The following is a 21,773-nucleotide window of genomic DNA, read 5'->3' as shown; positions in this document are numbered from 1 at the left end:
AATCCTGTGCTACTATGCTACGAGAATTTAGAATTCGTGTCGCAGCTCTCGCTCACTCTATTGGGGACACTGGCGATCACCCTGGATGGCCAGCCCGTCGCCGGCATCGAGTCGGACAAGGCGCGCGCGCTGCTGGTCCGGCTGGCGCTGGAGCCGGAGCGCGCTTTCCGACGCGAGGCGCTGAGCGCGCTCTTGTGGCCCGAAGCCGCGCCCGCACAGGCTTCCCAGAACCTCCGTCAGGCGCTCTACAACCTGCGCCGCGCCCTCGGCGAAGCCTTTTTGCTGACGACGCCCCACACCGTGCAGTTCAACGCGGCTGCCGACGTGACGGTGGACGCGCTGACCTGGCGCCGCCTGTGGAGTGAGACGCAGACGCATCGCCACCGCCGCCGCGAGACCTGCCGTCCCTGCCTGGAACGCCTGGCGCAGGCCATCGCCCTCTATCGCGGCGACCTGCTGGCCGGGTTCGCGCTCCAAGATAGCGCAGAGTTCGACGACTGGCTGGCCGTCGAGCGCGAACGGCTGCACGTGCAGGCCCTGGAGGCGCTGACGTTGCTGGCGAACGCCGCCGAGCGGCGCGGCGATTACCCTGCCGCGCAGGAGTACGTGCGGCGATTGTTGGCCCTGGAACCCTGGCAGGAGGCCGCGCATCGGCATCTGATGCGCCTGCTGGCCCTGGACGGCCGGCGCGCGGCGGCGCTGGCGCAGTTCGAGGTCTGTCGCCGCGCGCTGGCCGACGAGCTGGGCCTGGCGCCGGATGAGGAAACCCGCGCCCTCCACGCGCGCATCCGCGCCGGCGAGCCGCTCTCCGCCGCGATGCCGCTTCCCCCCGCGCCGCCCACCGACCTGCCGCTGCAACTCACCTCGTTCATCGGCCGTGAGCGCGAGTTGACGCTGTTGAGCGAGCGCCTGAGCAACCCCGCCTACCGCCTCATCACCCTCACCGGGCCGGGCGGGGTGGGAAAGACGCGCCTGGCGCTGCAACTCGCGGCGACCCTAGCGGAACAGTTTGCCGATGGCGTCTCTTGGATCTCGCTGAGCGACGCCGTCACCGAAAGCAACCTGATTCTGGCGATTGCCGACGCGCTGCACCTGCGCCTTTCCGGCGCACAAGACCTGCGCGCGCAACTCTTGCAGGCGCTGCGTCACGACCGGCGCGACCTGCTGCTGGTGCTGGACAATTTCGAGCAACTGTTGCCTGTCGGCGGCGCGACGCTGGTACTGGAGGTGATGCGCGCCGCCCCGCGCCTCACGCTGCTGGTCACCTCGCGCGAACGGCTGAATCTGCAAGCCGAGTCGGTGCTCCCGCTAGAGGGCCTGGGCTACGATCTGCCCGCTCCTGACGCGCCGCCCTCCGAAGCCGCGCAGTTGTTCGTCGAGCGCGCCGGACGTGCCCGAATGGACCTGAGCGTAGGCGCGGCAGACCAGACGATGATCGCGGAGATTTGTCATCTGCTGGAAGGCTTGCCGCTGGGCATTGAGCTGGCCGCCGCTTGGGCCGGTGAAATGTCGCTGGAAGGCATCGCTGAAGCCATCACCGTCACGCGCGATTTCCTCGCCTCCAGCAGTCCCGACATGCCCGACCGTCACCGCAGCCTGCGCGTGGTCTTTGAAGGCTCCTGGCAATTGCTTTCTCCGGAAGAGCAGTTCGCGCTGATGCGGGTTTCCATCTTTCGCGGCGGCTTTCAATCTGAGGCCGCGCAGCACGTCGCCGGGGTGAGCGCGGCAATGCTCAGCCGTCTGGTGCGCAAATCGTTGCTCTTCCTGGACGGGCCGCGCGTCCGCTACGGGCTGCACGGCGACATCCGCTACTATGCGGCGGAGAAACTGGCGGCGCAGCCGTCCACTGCCCAGGAGATGGCCGCGCGTCACGCCGCGTATTTTGCCGACCTGGTGCAGCAGCGAGAACAGGCCCTGCGCGGACGCGCGCAGCAGGCAGTGCAGGCCGAGCTGGAACCCGAATGGCAGAACGTGCTCGCCGCGTGGCAATGGGCCATCGCCCACGGCGACGAGGCGCTGCTCACCCGCCTGACCCACGGGCTGTTTGCCTTTTGCGAAGCCAAATCCTGGTTCCGCGAAGGTGCGGCCCTCTTCCAGCCCGCTTTAGAGCGGATGCGGGAAGCGGCCCGCGCCGACCTGGCGGCCGCCGCGCTGCTCCGTCGCCTGCTGGGGCGGCAGGCCGTCTTTTGCCGACAACTCTCGCAGTACGCGCAAGCGCATCAGTTAATTGAAGAGGGCCTAGCCTTGCCGGGCCTGCCCGACGACGAGGAGCGCGCGTTCCTGCTGTATCAAAAGTCCTGGGTGGATTTTTTGCAGGCGCGGTACGCGCAGGCGCGCCAGTGGGCCGAGGCAAGCCTGGAGCGTTACCGCGCACTGGGGCAGCCGGTGGGCATCGGCGACAGCCTCTATATGCTCGGCTGGACGGCCTACGAGTTGGGGGATTTTGCCGCCGCCGAGGCGCTCTGCCTGGAGGCGCGGGCGGTGTGTGCGCAGGCCGATTATGCCTGGGGAGTGCAGTACGCCATCTATGGGCTGGGGCTGGTGCGACGCGCGCAGGGGGACTATGCCGCCGCCCGCCGCTGTTTCGAGGAGAACATGACGTTTTGCGACGCCATCGGCTACCTGTGGGGCGTGGCACAGGCGCGCATCAACCTGGGGCTGGTGGCACTGGCCGAGGGCAACGTGGAAGAGTCCGAAGCGCACTTTCAAAAGAGCCTGCTCATCGGCGAGCAGATCGGCAATGCATGGGTCAACGCGCAAAGCCAGAAGGGCCTGAGCGATGCGGCTTTGGTGCGCCGCGACCTATCCACTGCGCTGACCCTGGCGGAGCGCAGCCTGGCGCTCTATCAAGCGATGCAGGATCGGGATGGGATGGCGGATAGCTTGCTGCTGCTGAGCCAGGTCGCGCTGGCAAGCGGTGACCTCCCCGCCGCCCACCGCGCCCTGACGGAAGCCGAGGGGTTGATCCAGGCTACGGAAAACGGCTTCCGCGCCGCCAGGGCGCTGGTTCAGCGGGTGGGCATCCTGCTGCGGGAAGGGGAAACTGCGCAGGCGCGGGCGCTGCTGGAGGAAACGCTGCGCCATCCGGCCTGCGAGGCGTCCATCCACAAGCGGGCTATGGAGGCGCTGCGTGGAGCCGGCTACCTTGCCCCGCCTGCCGAAAGCGACATTCGTCACAGAACACCTGAGTGGAAGCCATAGTTGCCCCCTACGCCCAGACCTGAGCTGGATGAGTAGGGAGGAAGTGCAGTTTTAGATGCCGGCCTGAATGCCTGGGTTGACGCAGGAGCAGCAATGGATTGGGACAAACTGCTTCAATGGATTACCGACCACAAAGACGCCCTCGGCTAGCTCTTCGGCACGGGCATCGTGGGCGCGCTGCTCGGCGGACTGTACAAACTCATCCGCTGGATCATCGAGTTGCGGCGCGAACGACAGCGCGGCGGCGAGGGACAACCCTTCATCATCATCCCGCCCGGTGGCGACGTGCTGGCCGTGGCCCTGCCCGACCCACTCGATTCCCCGCTCAACGACCGCCGCATCCCCTACGTAGAGCGCCTGCCAGGGCGCAGCGTGCGCCGCGCGATGGAAGACCTGCTCCTCCAGCAGCGCGCCCTGCTGGTCTGTGGCAAAAGCGGACTGGGCAAAACCCGCGAGGCCGCTCACCTGGCGCAAACGCCGAGTGCCGAAGGCTGGACGGTGCTCTATCTCCCGCCCGACCGCTGGCTGGAACCCCCGGCCCGCCGGCTGGAGGGCGTCCCCGACCATAAACTGCTGCTTTTCGTGGACGACCTCAGCCGCCGCTGCGGGAGCGGCCGCCGCGAGGTCAGCCTGCGCGCCGATTCGCTCGCCCAGCCGCTCACCCTGCCCTTTCAGGAACGCCTGCTCAAGACCCTCCGCGCCTGCTTTGCCGCCATCTGTGGCGACATCGAAGAAGCCCTGCGCCTGCTGGACATCGCCCTGCAAAAACGCCAGACTTCACGCCAATGGGCGCGCCAGGCCCCCGACCTGCGTGCTCTGCACGGTGATCCGCGCTTTGAGCAATTGACCGCGTCGTAGCACAGGATTAATCCTGTGCTACGCGCGCTTCAATATTGAACCCCTTGCAGCCGCACGCTGAACAGTTGTTGCTCCGGCGTGAGTGGGCAGGCCGAAATCGGCTGATCCGTCGGGCAATCGGCATCGGCGCGGGGTTCCCAGGATGTCATCGCCACCAGCAGCGCCCTATCCCGCGTGAACGCCGTCATCGAAGCCGTGGGGCTATCGGCCGCGTAGAGTGGATTCTCCTGCCAGCCGGCCAAAACACTGCGCACTTTGGTCATCACTTCGGGGAGCGCGCCGAAATCGGCACCGGTGCCGTTGGCTTCCAGAGTACAGGCCATGCCGCTCGCCCCGGTGATCGGATCGGTAAATGGCGTGTCAATGAGGGTGAAACGCATCCCAAAGGCGCGCGTCAGGTCTGCCTGGAGCTTTTGGCAATCCTGGAGCAAGAGCGGCTGATAAGCAGGTATCGCCGTATGCACCGAGAGCGTGTAGGAGGCGTTGCCGCGCGTTGAGCCGACTACGATGCTGTGCGCGCCGCCAGCAGGCAGAATGACCGTCCAGCGGGTCACATCTCGTCCCTCTTCGGTGCCCGGCAGCGGTGCGCCATCGGGGCCCAGAATACTCAGCACGGCGTTGCCTTCCAATGACATCAGCCACACATCCAACATCTCGCCCGGCACGACTTGCAATTCGTAACGGTCGCGCTGGCCGCCCAGCACTGCGCCTTCAGCCATAAAGTCAAGCGGCTCGCTGTCGAAGCGAATCACTTGCTCGTGGGCATAGGCAGTGGCCGATGTTGGCTCTGTCGTCGCCGTCGGCGCCAGGGCAGCCGTTGCGGTCGCAGTGGGGGGCGCTGTTGGCGTGGCAACGGGCGCCGCTTGACATCCGCTATTCGATAGAACCCAAATCAATACGACGATCAACTCGTATATCCTGTAAGCCGATTTCATTTTTATTCCTTTCTGAATCTGATGTTTGACTTCACTGCAAAAACTCACCGCAGAGGCGACGAGAGTGCAGAGTTCTACATCAGTATGATCTCTGCGTACTCTGCGTCTTGGCGGTAAAAGAACCTTTTTGCAGTAGACTCCGTATTGCCAACGATAACGAGCTGGACCAGGGTGGGACTGCTGGCATAGCTGACAATCCCTCCACCGTTCCCCCCTGACCCCGATCCGTTCGCCTGTCCGGCTGTAATCGCAAAGCCGTCCAGGATAGCGGTGCTATTCGTGCTGCCGCTGTTGACGACGTGGTAGGCGTTGCTGCCCTGGATATCGGCGGGCGTCTCGGCGATAAAGTTGCCGTCGGTGTTGATGTCGTTCTGGTCAATGTCGCCGCTGAGAATGGTGGGGTTGGTCTGCCAGTTGCGCTAGTCGCGGCGGGTCTCCGTGCCGGCAAAGCCGCCGTAAACTGCCACAACGTTCTTGAGGGTGAAGGTGGCGGTGCGGTCGGTGGGGTTAGTGGTGGGGTGGTGCATGCCGGCCTTGATCCAGATCTCTTGGCACTGACGGCGCTGGTCAGCGCGGTTTGCAGGGTGCAGGCGTTGCCCCAACTGGAGCAGTCGCCGCTGCCCTGCGCGCTCGGCGCGGCGTAGCGGATGGCGGCGGCGCGCACGATACGGGGTGCGGTCAGGGTGACCGCAGTGGTCAGGGAGAGCACCATCAGCAAAAGGGCCATCCCCGCTGTGAGGGAACGGGTTTTCGTGTTTATTTCAGTCCTCCTGTTAATAGGCTAAAAGGGTCTTTTCAAACGCATCTCACGGATTAACTTGCCGGGTCGGTTTGTTCGCTTGACCCTTCTTTCTCCTGGGGCACGGCCTACGGCGCAGCGCCTCGCAAGACCAGCGGCAGGTATACGGTCGCCCCGCCGTACATCGCGATGTGCGCCTGCAACACCCCAGCATTGCAGTAAACGTAACACCAGACAAAGCCGCTCTCGTGGTTGACCAGACCCAGGAACAGCCATTCCTACGCCAGGGTGCTGTAGCGGTCGCTGCAACGACCATAGTCGGCCTCGCCAGGACTGACCATTGCCGTGTTGCAGAAGCCGTAATCGAACGCATAGGCACAGGGGAAGGTGGTCGAAATCTCTGCAGGTTGGTGATGGCCTCGGTCGCCAGGGGTATGATCAGCGCCAGGCCGGCCGCGTGGGGCGTCACCGGTCCGGGGCGGCTCTCCGGCGGGCCGGGGCTAGCCGCCGGCGGCGCGCCCTGCTGCACGTAGCCGTATCCGCAAGCACTGAGCAACATACAGGGATAAGGGCGAGTGCAATATCATGAACCAACGTGGCGTAGTTTTCCTCAAGAGCGTGGCTGCGAGCGACCTCCGCCATGACCGAAGCGGGTACACGTTCACGTTCGGTCTCATCCCGTTACCAGAGATCTAGGCCGTTTCGTTCCTCTCGCCCGATCTCGTCACGACTGGTCTGTAGGTCAGACAGGGACATTTGAGAGATACCCTGGCCGGGTAGATTGAAACAGAAGTTTCCTCTGTGCTCCAGCCAAGGTCGTTTTTCTACCTTGCCTTCGTCCAGCAATTGGCTCAAGGCACCTCGTAGCCGATAATCCGCAATGATGAGATCCCGCGCGCACCGTTGGAGTTGCAGCTCGCGAACGGTTCGACCTACGATCTGCAAACCATCCAGCATGGCCTCGGCTATCTTTTGCTGTTCTCGTTCGTCTGGTGTTCTTTGCGCCATTTCTCAACAGCCTCACGTACATCGGGGGTTTCGGCAATATGGGTGGTAAAGGCTCTCTCGCGTATTTTGACGATGACGGCGTGGCGCATGATGTCCATACCAGAGGTGAATACCGCCGTGCCACGGGCCATTCTCGGAATGCGTTTTATCGTCTCCTCCGGCAGATCGCCGATTTGCCCTGCGACCACCCGCAAATCTTCAGGGTCTAAAGCGAAGAGCATACGGGTATCGCATGTAAAAGGACGTTGACACAACAATACAACCCCTACCGAGTCATGCCGAACCGTGCGGATCATCTCACGAAGAACCAATGGTGAAGGAGAAGGTCGCTCCCACCTGGCAAGGACAGATGCACCTCATCAATGACCAAAACGAACGGAGGGAGATGATTGCGACGTCGCAATCGCCAGGAAATCCGGGCTGCTGCGCCTACGACAAGGTTCCGTTGCCATTGGCCCAAGTGACCGACGTAAATGTTGATGAGCGGCGAAGTAGCCAAAAGCTCTGGCCAAGCAACCGGTTTATCGGTGGGGAGGGAACTACGGCTGAAGGCTGCTTGAACTCGTCTGACCGTATTGGGAATTACTCTGGCATTGACCGATGGTATCAACAAGAGATGTACGACGATCGAAGAGGATGGTTAACTCTTCCCCCTTTTCAAGGTTGTCGAGAGCCTCATCGAAGACACTTCCATAGGCAGAGGCTATCAATTTTCGCTGATCGCTTGTGAGATTAGGGATAAAAGCCAGAAACTCCTCAAGACCTATGATAGAGTAGGGAATGTTGCAATCGTCGGTCCCGGCAACAATATGTTTTCCTTTGAGTTCCCTCGCTGTCTGTTCGGCATCTCCCAAGCTATCAAACGAGCGCATCGGGATATGTTTTCGTAGCGTTCCTCCATCAGTACACCGACGGCATAGCTCTTTCCGACGCCGGTTTTTCCTAGCACGGCAATATGACGGGCAATCGCACTGTTCGGCAAAAAGAACGGTATGCTGTGCCCGCCTGATTCGATTCTTCCTACATAAAGTTCTGAATCGCAGGTCGGTTTATTATCTTGTACCTTCTCATCTTCGGGAATGTCGAGAAGTCTCAGGATAATTGGAGCGGGCAATTCATACACGGGCTGCCCGGTATACGGAAGCTGGGTCGGTTCGGTGATTCCCAAAGAGTCGTTACCCAGTACGCTCATTTCTCCAAGAAGCTCAATCTCCATTACTCTTACGAGATCGGGTGACAGCTCTGATGAACGAATGTCGGTACGTCGCATACCATAGGCATCATTCTTTTGCATTCCTCCGTCTAGCCCGCAGGTTCAGCTCACTGCCGGCAATTATCCTGCCGTAATGTGCCCTATTCTCATCATCGTGACGCAGGGCTATCACGAAAGCATTGAGATTGGGACGTTGACCTGCTCTGACGCGAAACGGAATCCGATCAACGGTAGAAGTGCCCCCCTTCGGCGGAATACTCTGACGAAGACGTTTCTCCGATTAAGGCATCGTCTGTCAGAGCCAGTATTGTGATAATGGACATTGCACCATCTCCCAAGTTGTCTGTAGCGACGTGACGTCAGGGGGCAGGCTAACAGCTCGCGATTCACCTGCACCACGAAGCTCAGCGGAGCGGCGTCAGGTGGAAGCGCGTGTTGGCTGGTAATTTCTAACAAACAAACTCTTATCTGTCGGACAATCGCCACAAATCTTGGACCAAAAACGTTTGAAAGTCTTTGATCTGTTCTCGAAGTCTATCGTTGGCGAGCATTTCTGGGCGTGTGTCAACATAGTACACACCGTCTAACCTATTCAACGCCACGGTATACCCTAGAAAATGGTTGTTTTTGAAAGTTGAATTGATTCCAAAAATGCTATTTCCAGCTTTCGCTCTCTGAACATCGTGCAAAAAGACAGCAATAACAGGAACTTCTCTTCCCAGTAATTTGGTCAACAAATACTTGTCAAGAAAAACCTTGTCAATTCGATCTTTGCTCGTAGTTTTTACAGAGACAACGATTTCCGTTTCATGGATGAATCTGGTTTCGGCGGCAACAATAGCTTTGTTGCGAGAGAACACCAAATCTAGCTCATAAGACATCTTATAACCTGGATAACCAGGTATTGGAATGCTTATGGTGCGAGGTTCGCATTCTAACCCCACTTCTTGGATGATAAGCTTGGCAAGAACTTCAAAAAGCTGTCCTACGCGCTTTCTTGACTGATTGGGATTCTCAAACGAATCCCCAATACTGCCAATAGATTGCTGCACCGTGTAAACTACTCTGTTTATCTCGGCAGTTGCGATATATCCTTTGGCACTTTCTTGGTCAAGTATCGCGCCCTGATGTTGCTTGAGATCGGCGAGAAATGATATAAATCGTTGAAAAGCGGTATTAAATTCGTTTTCTGACTCGATGAATAAATTAGTATTCAAAGGTCGAGTGATCCTATAACCGTAATCTTCGTTATACCGATAGAACACATAATTGTTATGCGTTGGAGAGATAATGCGGGTTGGCTGCATTTTCTGCATAAGCCCAAGGAAGGCTTTGCATAGCTGATAATAGTCTTGCAGCCTATTAAACGCGCTCGTTTCTCGAACACTGGTTTGTAAATCTGCCAATGTGATTTCTTTCATCGAATAGATTTCCTTCTCTCGGCATTTTCAAAATCATATTGAATCCACTTCTCTATTGGCCAATCTTCCACCAACTCAATACGCCTGACAGTCCATCGGCAATATTCTAGAGAAATATCACAACCTTTCCAATTGCGTCGAAGCTGTTCAGCAACAACAGCGGTAGTTCCAGAGCCAAGAAACGGATCTACAATCAAATCTCCAACATTCGACGAGGCTAGGACCAACTTACGCAAAAGTTCTTCTGGTTTCTGCGTTGGGTGAGGTGTTTTTTCGTGCATTCCATTACAAGTCGTAGGTATTTCGATAACATCCCTGGGCTTGGCACCACGTGGGTGTGGTTGCCATATACTATTTTTTCTTCCATTGCCTTTTCCATATTGACTGGTCTCAGCTTGTGGATGCTCAGGATACTTGAGGGTATGGTTGCCATAAGGAATGCGTACATCATCAATGTTGAAAGTAAAATTCTTGCTCTTCCTGAAGTGAAGAATGCTTTCATGGGAACGCCCCCAATCCGAACCAAGATTGGCTTTGTTCTTATAGTGCCAGATGAGCCAACGACATCCTTTGAAAAACCGAGAGGCTGGCAATTTTAAGTCGGCGATTATTTCAGAAAATCCACAAATATACAGAGTACCATCAGGCTTTAGTACTCTCGCTGCTTCCCGTATCCACAACAATGACCATTCAACATACTCTTCTTGAGATTCAAAAGTATCCCATTCTGCCTTCCTGATGTTATAGGGTGGGTCCGCGAAAATCATATCAACCGATTCGGTTTCCAGAGAGCGAAGCCAAGCGATAGTATCACCAATCCATATTTCTCCGTGAGGATGGGAATAGAACAACGTGGGCGTGTTAGAGTCTATTTGAGATTCATTAATATCAAAAATAGTCCCCTTGAGCATTTGTTGTCCAAAAAAAGTTGGAATCTCTCTATTTCGCGCGTATTCAGCAGATGGTTCTTTGATCTCAGAAAGAGAACTTTTCATAGCTTAATTATACCCCGCATGATGCTTGGAATTGCCAGCCAACTAACGGTTATGCGGACATCCGCCTCATTCCTGTTCGATTACCCCTTCCGCCTAACCCCCCAAACCGTTTGGGATTGTAGACAGAATGAGGTACCATCCGGTGAGTGCATTATATACACCCCCCGCCCAAAGGTCAATCCACTATGGAACAAAAACCCCCACGCAAGCTCCTCGACCAGGTCTCCGACGCCATCCGCCTTAAGCATTACGCCTACCGCACCGAACAAACCTACAAAGACCGGATCAAACGCTTCATCCTCTTTCACCACAAACGCCACCCCAACGACATGGGCGCCCCGAAATCCAAGCCTTTATTACCCACCTCGCCGTCGAAAAAAACGTCTCCGCCTCCACCCAGAATCAAGCCCTCTCCGCTATCCTCTTCCTATACCGCCACGCCCTCCAGATAGAACGGTACGCGAGCACGTACACCAGTGAGCTGTTCAAGAGTTTCTCTCCCCACACCACCCAATGCCGTGCCTCGCAAAAGGTCAACGGTTTCGTCAGAGCCTTGCTCTATCTTGCGCACAACCTTACCAAGCAAACGATATTCCTTGTAAGCAATCTCAGCCATTGTCCGGTCACGGAGATAGTCTGCGAACAAAAGAACCACAACTTGAAACTGATTTGGCTCAGCCGTATCAATCACAAAAACTCGGGTGTTTTTTGCTTCAATATCCGCCAAAATACCCTGAAGAAACTGGCGGAATAGCTTCATTTGCTTCTTTTCATCTTGCGGGCCTTTCTTTCCTGACGATTGGCTGGAAACCTGGGGTATAAAACCCGAAAGTACTTCGAAAATTCCAAGAAGGCGATCAATGCGTTGCAACGAGTCCACTATCGGGTTCGGTCGGAATAGGCCGTGAATCTCAACAAAATCCGATGGCACTATTGTTCGCCAAACCTCAGTGCTTTCGTATGGCCGCTTGATGAATCCCTTATCATCAAGAAAGGCACGAAGGCGAAACAGCAGAGATCCGTAAGTATGGCGCCGTTCGGCTTCTTTTTTCCTCCCCAGTCTCTTGCTGTTTCTTTGAACTCAGAGAACCACCAAGTTTCACCTTGAGCAAGTTAAGCACATTTGGAACCCCGAACTCTGCACCTGCTTCCCCTGAGGCTAACTTCTCATAACCAGTGCTGGTTATCCTGCAAGTTGTTACTTTCTCGACAATGCTGAAGCCACCCTCAATAGATGCCAGCAGGTTGAGGAGAGCATTTGTATCAACATAGATTGGCACAATGAGGTCCGATTTCATTACTAGCCCTTTCGTTATTTTGGCGAAGCAGCCCAACGGTTTGCGTTTCAGCCGCCCGCGTAGCGGAGCGAAGCGAAGCGGAGCGGGTCGGCTGGAAACGCTTGTTAGGCGGCGTGATTTATCCATCGTATGGGCCGAGGAAACGTTCACCGTTGAAATGTATTAGATGACTAGGTGCTTCAGCTACCCATACTTCAGTTTCCCACGTAATCTCTTGAAGGTATTTCATCATCACCTTTCGCGTTGGAAATGCGGTCACGAATACCAAAGGAGCTCTGCTATCTTTGAACAATTCCTTGAGTTCATTGTGGCGTTTGATGTCAATCGGGCCGTGGCTGGTGACCGCTTCAATCAGTACAAGCCAATTTTGGGCTTCAAGATAAACTACTACGTCAGGCATCTTGCTGTGTTCGTCAACAATAATACCTAACCGTTTGAGATAATCTCGCTCGTATACTCTGAATTTATTGCCTGCATCGCCAACGTAAATAACCAAGCCACCAGGAGTGAAACGAGGGCAAAACTCTTCAATGATTCGTTTTATCAAGTCATTCTGCCCACCAGCGGTAATTCTGACTTCTTTGCCATCTGGTAACTTTACTGGTATGAAAGCCATTTCACGTTCCTTTTCACGCAACCTTCACAATTTCTGTGCATTCTTCAAATAGTCTTTCAGATTCTTATCCCAATCTATCGTTCCATAAGTGCGAATCACCTTAAGAAGACTAGCATCAACTCGGTACTTTGTCTTTGGGCTGTTAACGGGTCTTTTAATATCATCTGGATTTGCAATCACTAGCCCCATTTGCACAAACTGGTGAACCGTATCACGCCGAACCGTCTCACGGGTATTTGGCGCATAAGAAATTCCGAAGTGATCGCGAAAATAATTCATCATCTCGGTAATGCCGCGTAAGGGTGCTGAGGCATTACTCCAATCTGTTTCGGGCTTCATATCGAGCAAAGCCAACAATGTTAGTGCAGAACGCTGGTTCAGTTGTGCTTTTGGCACTTGGAGCGCTCGTAGAATATCAAGCGCTTCGTCGATTTTCTTTTTCGCTTTTACGTCGGTATTTGCAGTATCCATTCCTAGTGTCCCTAAGATTATTTGATCGATTTCGTCTTGTTCGGGAAATTCATCGCCTATCTTATCGCCTATCGCCATTAACTGGGGCAGTGATGGGTACTTGAGGTTACGTAGGTCTGTTGCATTTACTTGTGTATGTCCACTGAATTGCCTGAAATATTCGTCCACTATGGTTGAATTGAGAAAGGCGGCTAATCCTTTGGCTAACAGAGGAGGTAACCCTTTCCCGTTTTGATGATAGTAATTTAGGTGATTTTCAATGCCAATCAACCCAGCATCTACACGGACGGGATCATATATGGCTGCAACAACACGCTTTTTTTCTTCTTTTGCCGAAAAGCGTTTGACTAAAACATACCAACCAGAGGGGACGAGCAAGCTAGTGGTTTCTTGGGCTAATCTTATAGCAGATGGTTTTCTATTTTGCCCATTAGGCCAAGCAATATAGCCTTGCGAAAAGTTGCTTGGGTATATCAGTGGAACTGTCTCCGAGTCTGGTTTTTCTTTCAAGAAATCAGCAGCGCGAAAATCAACAACTTTGCCAGTAGAAACTGTAATACCCAACTCATCAAGTGAGGTCGAGAGGCTACGAGCTTTCTGCCCAATTCTCTGTCCAAGTCCATCTGGAACGATGTGTATGAATACGTTTGGATCATCGGGATAAACAAGTTGAGCATACTCGACTTCACGAACAGTTATGAATGGGTCATTTGGGTCGGCGCTTGATGAAATTGTTACTCGCTCTTGCTGGTGTGCTTTTATCGCGTGAAGAATTACGTTTTCTTGTAGAACGTCGTCATCTTCAAAAGCTCGATCCCTATAGTCAAAAACGTGGATACGATTTATAGACATCGTTCTTAGAAACACTTCCCTAAACGGGAGAAAATAGGGGCCATTACAAAAGCTTCTTGGCGTAATTGCAACAAGTTCTCCATTAGGCTCTAGCAACCTGATTGTCAGCCAAAGAAAGGCCGAATACAAATTAGTGGTCTCGACCCCTACTTTTCGCAGAAGACGCCGTGTAATAGAGGCAGAATTTATCTTCTTATACGGCGGATTAAGAATAGCGGCATTAAAAGACTTGGGTAAAGAGAAGAGGGTACTCCCATTCAAGACATCTACCGCGGCTCTAATAAAATCGTCTTGTATAACTTCATATTCAAAACGAATCTCTTCTTGGTGGCATACTTCTTTACAATAGCCGAGTGTTACGTGTAGATACTCTGTCAGGGTTGGGTCAATTTCATAGGCGGTTATTGTGATAGCCGAAGGCTTTGGATTCCATTGACAGGCTTCAAGAACAAGAGCCGCTGATAACGAGCCAATACCAGCACCTGCATCAAGGATTTTCAGTATGCTGGGTCTTTCGGCAAACATATGAGCCATAAATTGTGCTATCTTCTGAGGAGTAAAAAATTGCCCTTTTTCTGTCCGATCCGCTGTTAATTTCTGATGAGCTTCCAGGCGCAGAAAGTCTACTCGCTCAAGAAGATTGTCGCGCTGTACAGGCTCTACCAGCAGGCTTTTGGTTTCCATTTGCTTCCATTTTACTACTTTCGTGGGAGTGGAACACAGCCGTCTAACGGTTTGCGCATCACCTACGGCAAGCCGAGCGCAGCGAGGAATCCGAGCGGGTTCGCGCAAGACCCCTCGCTCGGATCGGGGTGACAATGCCGGATGGTCACAGGTACATTGGTATCAGACCGTCACCGTGTGCGATGGGAAGGGCGAGAACGATCACGTGACGGCTCCTACCGACCTCCCTTGTCCAGTCCCTCCAGGCCCATCTCGAGCAGGTCCGCCAGCAGCATGAGGGGGATCTGGCACAGGGATACGGCACCGCCTCCTGTCCCGACGCGCCGGCCCGCACGTATCCCCACGCGGAGCGGGAGTGGGCATGGCAGTGGGTGTTCCCCTCCCCTCGCCGCTCTGCCGACCCCCGCTCAGGCGCGATCCGTTGTCCCTCCATGAACCTGGCAATGCTTCAGCGGGTGGTGCGTCACACAGCTCGCACCGCTGGACTGACAAAACCGGTCACCCCGCACACGCGGCGCCATTTCCGCTCCCCATCTCCTGGAGGACGGATATGCCACCCAGACGGTGCAGGAAATCCCGGGTCATACGGATGTCACGACGACCATGATCTCCACCATGTCCTTCAACGCGATAGCCTCGCCGTCCGCTCTCCCCTGGACTCTCCCGACCATCTGCCGTAATGCTGTGCCGCGCGATTACCGCGCCTGCTGTTCAGCGTTCCCTCCACCCTGCCTGATGACCGGCAATTCCCTGCCAGCAGTGCGCCGCCGAACCCTACCCCGCGCTGATGGGTCGCACGGCAGTGATGGTCCCCCGGCAAGGACTGCCGGCCTCGGCGTATGGCCTGCTCCAGGCAGGCTGCGGGGCGGTGGTCGCGGCTGCGTAGGTGCAGCCCGTGCCGTGGGTGTGGTGCGGGTGGGGAAGCGCGCGGCGCGTCCTGTGCGGTTGAGGTCACCGTCGGGGTCACACATCCATTGCGTCATCGGAGCGGTGGCGCCCCGGAGCCGCACGGAGCGCGAGCAAGGGCACGCTGGTCCGCTGTCGCGGTGCGTATGACCGTACCGGTAGCATAACCTCCGATCACGTCCGGGCGATCCGCCGGGCATGCGTTGCAGCACCCTCGGTAGCGGGGGCGCACCGCTGCCGCCTCAGCATCCGACCGTACCGATGGCGATCAGGATGTACGCACAAAAAACCAGACCGTCAAACCGATACTAATCACTATCACGGCTATCCGTACCCGGTGGGCATCGATCCGGCGGGCAATGGCAGCTCCCCCATAGCCACCGATAATAGCGCCGGTGGTCATCACCAATGCCGGCAATGTGTGCTACGGTCTCATGCGTTTGCAACTGGGTCATGACCTGACCGGCTTCCGCTACGGCGGTCAGCCACGCGGCCTGGCCTCCGAGGCCGAGATCCTGGCCTGCTTCCCGGAACTGGCTTCCCTGGCCTGAACCGGTCGCAGTGCCTCTGCCGTACAACCGTCCTCTGTGTGCCTGCGCCTCGGTCAGCGGCAGCGGGCAGGCGCGGCTTTGCCTGTGGCCAGGCCAGTCAGGAAGGGCAAGCCGTGCAACGATTCTTAAGGTGCAGGGACTTGACACGTGCAACGCATCGGTAGCCAGCGCATCTTGTCTTTTCTTTCACTCACCACAAACGCATAAGGCCATATGCGTCAAATGCTGCATCGCTGCTCACAAGGGGCATTTGCTCAACCTGGGCCTGTGCCACCAGCAAGCGGTCAAAAGGGTCACGATGATGAAAGGGCAGGGTAGCCACCTTAGCGGTATGGCTAATCGTGATACCAAGTAACCCGATCCTATTCAGGCTTAATTGGTGTGGGATGAAAGTCTCAAAAGGCTGTGCCAATTGCAGTCTGCCAAGACTGATCTTGATCGCCATCTCCCATAGACTGGCAATGCTAAGATAAGCATCATTGCTCATGTCTTCAATCAACGCCCGTGCACTGGGACTGAGGCGCTCATCACCGCCGACGAACCACAGGAAAGCGTGTGTATCAAGAAGTAGTTTCATGGCATATACGGGTTAAAGTCTGGGAGTGGTGCATCGAAATTATCCGCCATGACAATCAATTCTTTCGCACTCCCAAACTGGCGGCGCATGGAAGAGATCACGGGCACCAGTTGGACGATTGCCTGAAGGTCTTTAACAATCAACACCGTTTCACCCTTTAGCACGGCATTAACCAATTCGGGCAAACGACCTTTCGCTTCTTCTAAATTTACTTGGAGCATTTTTGTTCACCTTTCTGACTTGGACCACGTTGCGCTGGCTAACGGCCTGCGCTTCAGCCGCTGCGACCGAGCGAAGCGGAGCAGTCGCCTGCATGCGCGTGTTAGCCGCAACCCACAGAACGGAAGTAAGCCCCCACCGACCGCAAGCCCTGCCTGTTCCTATTGTCAAAGTGACATAACGATCACGCCTGAGAATTATAGCACAACGGCAGCAACATCCCAGACACCCATGACCTTCTCACACCACCCCAGGCAAGGACATCGCGGGCACAACCCCACCGCCGACAGAAGCCTCATGCTCGGCCTGCCCTGCCAGCCCAGTCGACTTCAGTCGCTGCGCACCTCGCCAGACGAACCACGACAAGACAGGTGACCTGCTGCAAGGCAACGATGCCTGCCGGTCTGGCGCCGCAATGTTCATATCAAGGCTCCATCCATTTCCGGCCAGTACTACCTTGCTCATCCCGCCCCGCACCGCATTCGTCCACCTATGCCCACACGTGGCCTGACAGACGGATACCCTTCGCTCTCGCGTGTGAATCTGCCGCATTATTTGTGTGCATTGCGCGGTACATAAACTGCGGTAATTATAGGTTACTCTCTATCTGATGCCAAGGAGTTCCAGATGTTTTCTTCCGGTCATTCACGCGGACTGATCGATCGGGTGCGCGGTGCGCTGCGCTGCAACCACTCCGCGCACCGCACCGAACAAGCCGCTATCGGCATGGGTGCGGCGGTGCAAGCGCTTTCATACCATACACCATCTGCACGTGAGGGCATTGGGACCTACCGGCGTATTCCCGCCCCTTCACAGCGGCGATCATCACGTTGACCGGTACGGGGGCGTCGTGTGTGGTGCGTGGGGATCTTGGAGACGTTTGGCGTTCTCACCTTCGCTATGTACTTCCGGTTGACCGATGCATCGCGCCTGATCCACCGATGATCAGGCGCGCGCCCATTGATCGCACTCCTGACCGTGCACCGGCAGGCTGCGCCGGCAGTGCGCCACCAGACCCTGCCCCGCGCCGATGGGTCGCACGGCAGCGATGGTCCCCCGGCAAGGACTGGCGGCCCCAGCGTATGGCCTGCTTCGGGCAGGCTGCGGGGTGGTGGTCGCGGCTGCGTAGGTGCAGCCCGTGCCGTGGTGGGTGTGGCGGGTGGGGAAGCGCGTGGTGCGTACCGTGAGGTTCGTGTCACCGTCGGGGTCGCACATCCATTGCGTCACCGGAGCGGTGGCGCCCTGGAGCCGCACGGAGCGCGAGCAAGGGCACGCTGGTCCGCTGTCGCGGTGCGTATGACCGTACCGGTAGCATAACCTCCGATCACGTCCGGGCGATCCGCTGGGCATGCGTTGCGGCGCCGTAGGCAGCGGGGACGCACCGCTGCCCCCTCAGTATCCGACCGTACCGATGGCGATCAGGATGTACGCACAAAAAACCAGACCGTCAAACCGATGCTGATCCACCAGGGATGAAGCACCTCTTGCAATCCTCATCCGTAGTCCGGTAGTGTCTCGCTGCCGTCTCACACAAGCAGGCCACCCTCACGGTTGAGCAATGCGTTCAAAGGTATCGGCATTTGACCAATAGATGGGCTGGAACCGAAACCCGCATGGGTGAACATCCTACAACCCACTATCGGTGGTTATGGCTGATGTGACGGCGATGATGGTCGGTCAGTTGAGGCATTTGAGCCTCCCTTGCGAATCCAGATTTGTACTTAACTACAATTCTACGCGCTAGAATGATACTTTGAAGTGCAAAAGTATAATTTGCTACCAAAATGTGCGCTCTTCTCCAATCACGTTCATGATCTCAATTGCCACATAGGTCTTGCCATAAGCCGCCTCGCCGGTCAACTGCAAGATACCCGCCTGCACGAGCTTTTCCACGTTGCGTTGAGCGCTGGGATAGGTAACGTCCAGCAGACGTTGCGCTTGGGGAATGGTCAGGATCGGCCGGTCAAAAAGAGCATCCACCAGCCGGATGAGCAACGCTGATGAACGAGTCTGCGCCAGGCGTTGATGCCACGTCTCAGGTCTTGCAGTCTTCTGGCGCGCGTTGCGGTATCCCCCGCCTGCTCGGCCACACCGCTTCTTCCAAGTACAACTGCTTCAGGGTGGCTTTGTCTTCTTGCCATTCTATCTGCAAACGCCGCGCCATCACCTCTCGCTCCTTACCAGTGTTTGCAGGCTATTATACACGGTTTCTCAAAATACAATTGGTATAAACGGGTCGCGCGCGACCCTTCGCGCTGCGCGGGGTGACCATGCCGGATGGTCACAGGGAATTGGTATTAGACGTCGCCTGCGTGGGCGCGCACGGGGGTGCAGGCGCGTGACCACGTTCAATGTGCAATGTGGTCACGTTCAACACTCCTACCATCCGTACCGTTCCGGTCCCCAGGGGCGGGTGGTGACCTGTTGCTCGACCATGACCATCGCGCGGTCGGGCAGGTCGTCGCGCAGAATGACGCCAGGACCGCAGATACTGTAGGCGCCCAGGCGTCGCCCCGGCATAATAATGGCGTTGACGCCGGTGCGGCAGAAGTCGCCGAAGTATGCGGCATTGGCAGCGGTCGTCGGGATTTCCGGGCGCCCGTTGATGCGCCAGACGGTCGCGCGGTCGTCGAAACGCAGATTGCCGCAGACCGTCGCCGCGCCAAAATCGACCGCCATGCCAACCACGCCCCAGATTTCGCAGTAGTGGTAGCAGTAGACCGTATCGAGCGCCACGCCGCTGAACTCGGCGCCATGCCCGTAGATGCCGCGCGCGCCGAGTGATGAATGCGCCCCGATCAGGCAGTAGTCGCGCAGCACGGTTTCGCGCCCGACGACCGCGCGCCCCTGGATGATCGCGCCGTTCAGCGCTTTTGCGCCGGCGCCGAGCCACAGGTCGCCCTCCACCACCGCGCGATTGCCGATTTCTGCGCCAGGACCGAGGATCAATCGTCCGCGAATGTCGGCGCCGTCGTGGACGCGCGCCGTTGGATCGATCCGGTCGCCGTCGAGCGCCGCAGCCATGGCGTCAATCACCCGCGCATTCGCTTCGAGAATGTGCCACGGCTTGTCGAGGTCCACGTGAAAGCCGGGAGCATCGACGGTCGCCACGCGCTCCCCTTCGTCCACCATCATCTGGAGCGACTGAACGATCTCGGCGTCGACCGGCGGCATCCCGCCGACGCCGACGCGCACGAGTGCGGGGTTGTCGCGCAGGAAGGGGAGCGCTTCGGGACGAAAGGCATACACGCCGCAGAAGCGCCGGTCGCCGTCGCGGCTGTGCCCTTCGACGCCGTGCAACACGCCGTTGTCCACAAACGGGATCAGCCAGTCGAGTGACGATTCGGCGCCGAGGGGTTGCACGAGCGCTGCCGCAAGCGGGCGGTCGCGCTCGAAGCGGTCGCGCAACGCCGCGAGATTCGCCCGGTCGGTCACGATGTCGCCGGCGACGACGAGGAGATCATCGTCGATGCTGGCAGCGCCGAGGAGCGCGGCGGCGGCCGTGCCATCGGGTCGCGCCTGGCGCGCGAAGACGATCTCGGCGGCGGCACCGCGCAGCGCCGCGCGGATGCTGGCTTCTCCCGCGCCGACGACGACCACCTGCCGGGTGACGCCGAGAGCGGCGAGGTCGTCGGACAGGCGGCGAATAGCGGGGACATTCGCAATCGGAAAGGCGCATTTGTTGCGCACCACATTGTAGGGCCAGAAACGCACACCGGCGCCAGCCGCGAGCAGGATCGCAGTTCGAATCATAGGCGTAGCGTCATCGAACCGATGTCAAAACAACAACGTGTGCGACTCATTATATCAATTATCTGTGAACATCCGGCATGGTCACCCCGCGCAGCGCGAGGGGTCGCGCGCGACCCGCTTCGATTCCTCGCTGCGCGCGGCATGACCCGCATGCGGCATCCTCAAGCGTCATTGGTATCACCCCTCGCCCCGTCCCTCTCGCCTCTCGCCTCTCCCCTCTCCCCTCTCACCCCGTGCCTCGTCCCTGCTGCGCGCGGCATGACCCGCATGCGGCATCCTCAAGCGTCATTGGTATCACCCCTCGCCTCTCGCCTCTCGCCTCTCGCCTCTTGCCTCTCCCCTCTCCCCTCTCACCCCGTGCCTCGTCCCTGCTGCGCGCGGCATGACCCGCATGCGGCATCCTCAAGCGTCATTGGTATCACCCCTCGCCTCTCGCCTCTCGCCTCTCGCCTCTCACCCCGTGCCTCGTCCCTGCTGCGCGCGGCATGACCCGCATGCGGCATCCTCAAGCGTCATTGGTATCACCCCTCGCCTCTCGCCTCTCGCCTCTCGCCTCTCGCCTCTCGCCTCTCGCCTCTCCCCTCTCGCCTCTCGCCTCTCGCCTCTCGCCTCTCGCCTCTCGCCTCTCCCCTCTCGCCTCTCGCCTCTCGCCTCTCGCCTCTCGCCTCTCCCCTCTCCCCTCTCACCCCGTGCCTCGTCCCTGCTGCGCGCGGCATGACCCGTCGCGGCGCGCGGCATGACCCGCATGCGGCATCGTCAAGCGTCATTGGTTTGATGCGCTGAATCCGCGCTCGCCATAAATAGCGTTTCCCAATCCCCCTTCGCGCGGTGTACGAGTCAAATTCGGCGCTGGCAATCGAACCAGCGATGGCGAGAGGAATCAGCCATGAGTTACCGGCGCCTGTACTACCGCCTCGTGTGGGCGACATATCGACGCGCCCCACGATCACCAGGGACGTCGAGCCGCCGCAACCGCTTCCGGGGACGGCTGAACTTTACATATCGACGTGCCCCACGATCACCAGGGACGTCGAGCGTTCCATCCACCGCACCCGGCGTGATAAAACCCGCGAACTGAAGGTTTTCGTTTACGCAATTGGCAATGTCGAGGATCATATCCACTTGGCTATCTCCATCCCCCCGCCATCGCCGTTGCCGAGTGCGTCCGCCACCTCAAAGACGCAATCTCATCCATCGTCAACCGGGAACACGCCGGGATCGACTTCGCCTGGCAGACCGGATACGGCGCATTCACCTTCGGCGACCGCGACAAACCGATTGTGGTCGACTGCGCGCGCAACCAGAAGCGCCATCATTGCGCCGGAACGACGCTTTCCGCCCTTGAGCGCACCCCCGACGACGAAAACGAGGAGCGCGAGGCAGAGTGCGCCACCCACCGCCAGGGACCGCAGCCGCCAACGAGGAGCGCGAGGCAGAGCGCGCCACCCATTGCCACCCATCGTCAGGGGCTTCAAC

General features: G+C 57.6%; 17 protein-coding genes and 2 pseudogenes. 6 read left to right on the top strand and 13 right to left on the bottom strand.

Going from position 1 to position 21,773, the window contains the following annotated elements:
- Positions 1–6 precede the first annotated feature (6 nt).
- Both RCAS_RS19170 and RCAS_RS19165 read left to right on the top strand, forming a co-directional pair.
- Positions 7–3,201 (top strand): BTAD domain-containing putative transcriptional regulator, encoded by a 3,195-nt coding sequence (locus RCAS_RS19170; protein WP_012122164.1) that lies wholly within the window; start codon positions 7–9, stop codon positions 3,199–3,201.
- A gap of 168 nt (positions 3,202–3,369) precedes the next feature.
- On the top strand, positions 3,370–4,059 hold the full coding sequence (locus RCAS_RS19165) for a TPR end-of-group domain-containing protein (RefSeq protein ID WP_012122163.1): 690 nt from the start codon (positions 3,370–3,372) through the stop codon (positions 4,057–4,059).
- A gap of 29 nt (positions 4,060–4,088) precedes the next feature.
- On the opposite strand, the gene RCAS_RS19160 is transcribed toward RCAS_RS19165, so the two are convergent.
- Entirely contained in the window at positions 4,089–4,994 is a 906-nt protein-coding gene (locus RCAS_RS19160) for a hypothetical protein (RefSeq protein WP_012122162.1), read from the bottom strand.
- Positions 4,995–5,293: 299 nt separating this feature from the next.
- Here RCAS_RS19160 and RCAS_RS19155 point away from each other — a divergent pair, with 299 nt between their 5' ends.
- Positions 5,294–5,638, top strand: a complete 345-nt coding sequence (locus RCAS_RS19155) for a hypothetical protein (protein WP_041331131.1) — start codon at positions 5,294–5,296, stop codon at positions 5,636–5,638.
- 1,060 nt (positions 5,639–6,698) lie between these two features.
- Here the strand turns inward: RCAS_RS19155 and RCAS_RS19145 are convergent.
- The 4 genes from RCAS_RS19145 to RCAS_RS24245 form a co-directional block, all read right to left on the bottom strand.
- Positions 6,699–6,962 (bottom strand): hypothetical protein, encoded by a 264-nt coding sequence (locus RCAS_RS19145; RefSeq protein ID WP_041331127.1) that lies wholly within the window; start codon positions 6,960–6,962, stop codon positions 6,699–6,701.
- 542 nt (positions 6,963–7,504) lie between these two features.
- Positions 7,505–8,035, bottom strand: a complete 531-nt coding sequence (locus RCAS_RS24250; protein WP_083760344.1) for a helicase HerA domain-containing protein — start codon at positions 8,033–8,035, stop codon at positions 7,505–7,507.
- 383 nt (positions 8,036–8,418) lie between these two features.
- Entirely contained in the window at positions 8,419–9,375 is a 957-nt protein-coding gene (locus RCAS_RS19135; RefSeq protein WP_012122161.1) for a hypothetical protein, read from the bottom strand.
- Complete coding sequence (locus RCAS_RS24245; protein WP_012122160.1) at positions 9,372–10,370, bottom strand: DNA-methyltransferase; 999 nt, start codon at positions 10,368–10,370, stop codon at positions 9,372–9,374. Before RCAS_RS24245 ends, RCAS_RS19135 begins: the two co-directional genes overlap by 4 nt.
- 185 nt (positions 10,371–10,555) lie before the next feature.
- Between RCAS_RS24245 and RCAS_RS26085 the strand changes: the two are divergent.
- Positions 10,556–10,761, top strand: a pseudogene (locus RCAS_RS26085) (site-specific integrase); the annotation flags it as partial.
- A gap of 36 nt (positions 10,762–10,797) precedes the next feature.
- Here RCAS_RS26085 and RCAS_RS26610 read toward each other — a convergent pair.
- The 3 genes and pseudogenes from RCAS_RS26610 to RCAS_RS24235 all read right to left on the bottom strand — a co-directional run bounded on the left by RCAS_RS26610 (position 10,798) and on the right by RCAS_RS24235 (position 14,291).
- A pseudogene (locus RCAS_RS26610) lies at positions 10,798–11,668 on the bottom strand (DUF6414 family protein).
- Positions 11,669–11,786: 118 nt separating this feature from the next.
- Entirely contained in the window at positions 11,787–12,284 is a 498-nt protein-coding gene (locus tag RCAS_RS25720) for a BsuBI/PstI family type II restriction endonuclease (protein WP_198135961.1), read from the bottom strand.
- 24 nt (positions 12,285–12,308) lie between these two features.
- Entirely contained in the window at positions 12,309–14,291 is a 1,983-nt protein-coding gene (locus RCAS_RS24235; protein WP_198135960.1) for an Eco57I restriction-modification methylase domain-containing protein, read from the bottom strand.
- A 1,301-nt stretch (positions 14,292–15,592) separates the two neighbouring features.
- Between RCAS_RS24235 and RCAS_RS25715 the strand changes: the two genes are divergently transcribed.
- Complete coding sequence (locus RCAS_RS25715; RefSeq protein ID WP_198135959.1) at positions 15,593–15,748, top strand: hypothetical protein; 156 nt, start codon at positions 15,593–15,595, stop codon at positions 15,746–15,748.
- 190 nt (positions 15,749–15,938) lie between these two features.
- On the opposite strand, the gene RCAS_RS19115 is transcribed toward RCAS_RS25715, so the two are convergent.
- Both RCAS_RS19115 and RCAS_RS19110 read right to left on the bottom strand, forming a co-directional pair.
- Positions 15,939–16,325, bottom strand: a complete 387-nt coding sequence (locus tag RCAS_RS19115; protein WP_012122157.1) for a type II toxin-antitoxin system VapC family toxin — start codon at positions 16,323–16,325, stop codon at positions 15,939–15,941.
- The gene (locus RCAS_RS19110; RefSeq protein WP_012122156.1) at positions 16,322–16,546 is read right to left on the bottom strand and encodes a type II toxin-antitoxin system Phd/YefM family antitoxin; all 225 of its coding nucleotides are present in this window, start codon (positions 16,544–16,546) and stop codon (positions 16,322–16,324) included. Before RCAS_RS19110 ends, RCAS_RS19115 begins: the two co-directional genes overlap by 4 nt.
- Positions 16,547–17,171: 625 nt before the next feature.
- Here RCAS_RS19110 and RCAS_RS19105 point away from each other — a divergent pair.
- Entirely contained in the window at positions 17,172–17,378 is a 207-nt protein-coding gene (locus RCAS_RS19105) for a hypothetical protein (protein WP_041331119.1), read from the top strand.
- Positions 17,379–18,320: 942 nt separating this feature from the next.
- Here the strand turns inward: RCAS_RS19105 and RCAS_RS19100 are convergent.
- The 3 genes from RCAS_RS19100 to RCAS_RS26310 all read right to left on the bottom strand — a co-directional run bounded on the left by RCAS_RS19100 (position 18,321) and on the right by RCAS_RS26310 (position 21,613).
- Positions 18,321–18,539 (bottom strand): hypothetical protein, encoded by a 219-nt coding sequence (locus RCAS_RS19100; RefSeq protein ID WP_041331117.1) that lies wholly within the window; start codon positions 18,537–18,539, stop codon positions 18,321–18,323.
- A 384-nt stretch (positions 18,540–18,923) separates the two neighbouring features.
- Positions 18,924–20,297: an NTP transferase domain-containing protein gene (locus RCAS_RS19095; protein ID WP_012122155.1), complete on the bottom strand. Its 1,374-nt coding sequence runs from the start codon at positions 20,295–20,297 to the stop codon at positions 18,924–18,926.
- Between the two features lie 1,187 nt (positions 20,298–21,484).
- Positions 21,485–21,613 (bottom strand): hypothetical protein, encoded by a 129-nt coding sequence (locus RCAS_RS26310; protein WP_269632709.1) that lies wholly within the window; start codon positions 21,611–21,613, stop codon positions 21,485–21,487.
- Between the last annotated feature and the right edge of the window lie 160 nt (positions 21,614–21,773).

The organism is Roseiflexus castenholzii DSM 13941, from assembly GCF_000017805.1.
GTDB lineage: Bacteria > Chloroflexota > Chloroflexia > Chloroflexales > Roseiflexaceae > Roseiflexus > Roseiflexus castenholzii.
The sequence above is the reverse complement of the archived record's forward strand: the minus strand, read 5'-3'. Positions and strand labels throughout refer to the sequence as shown.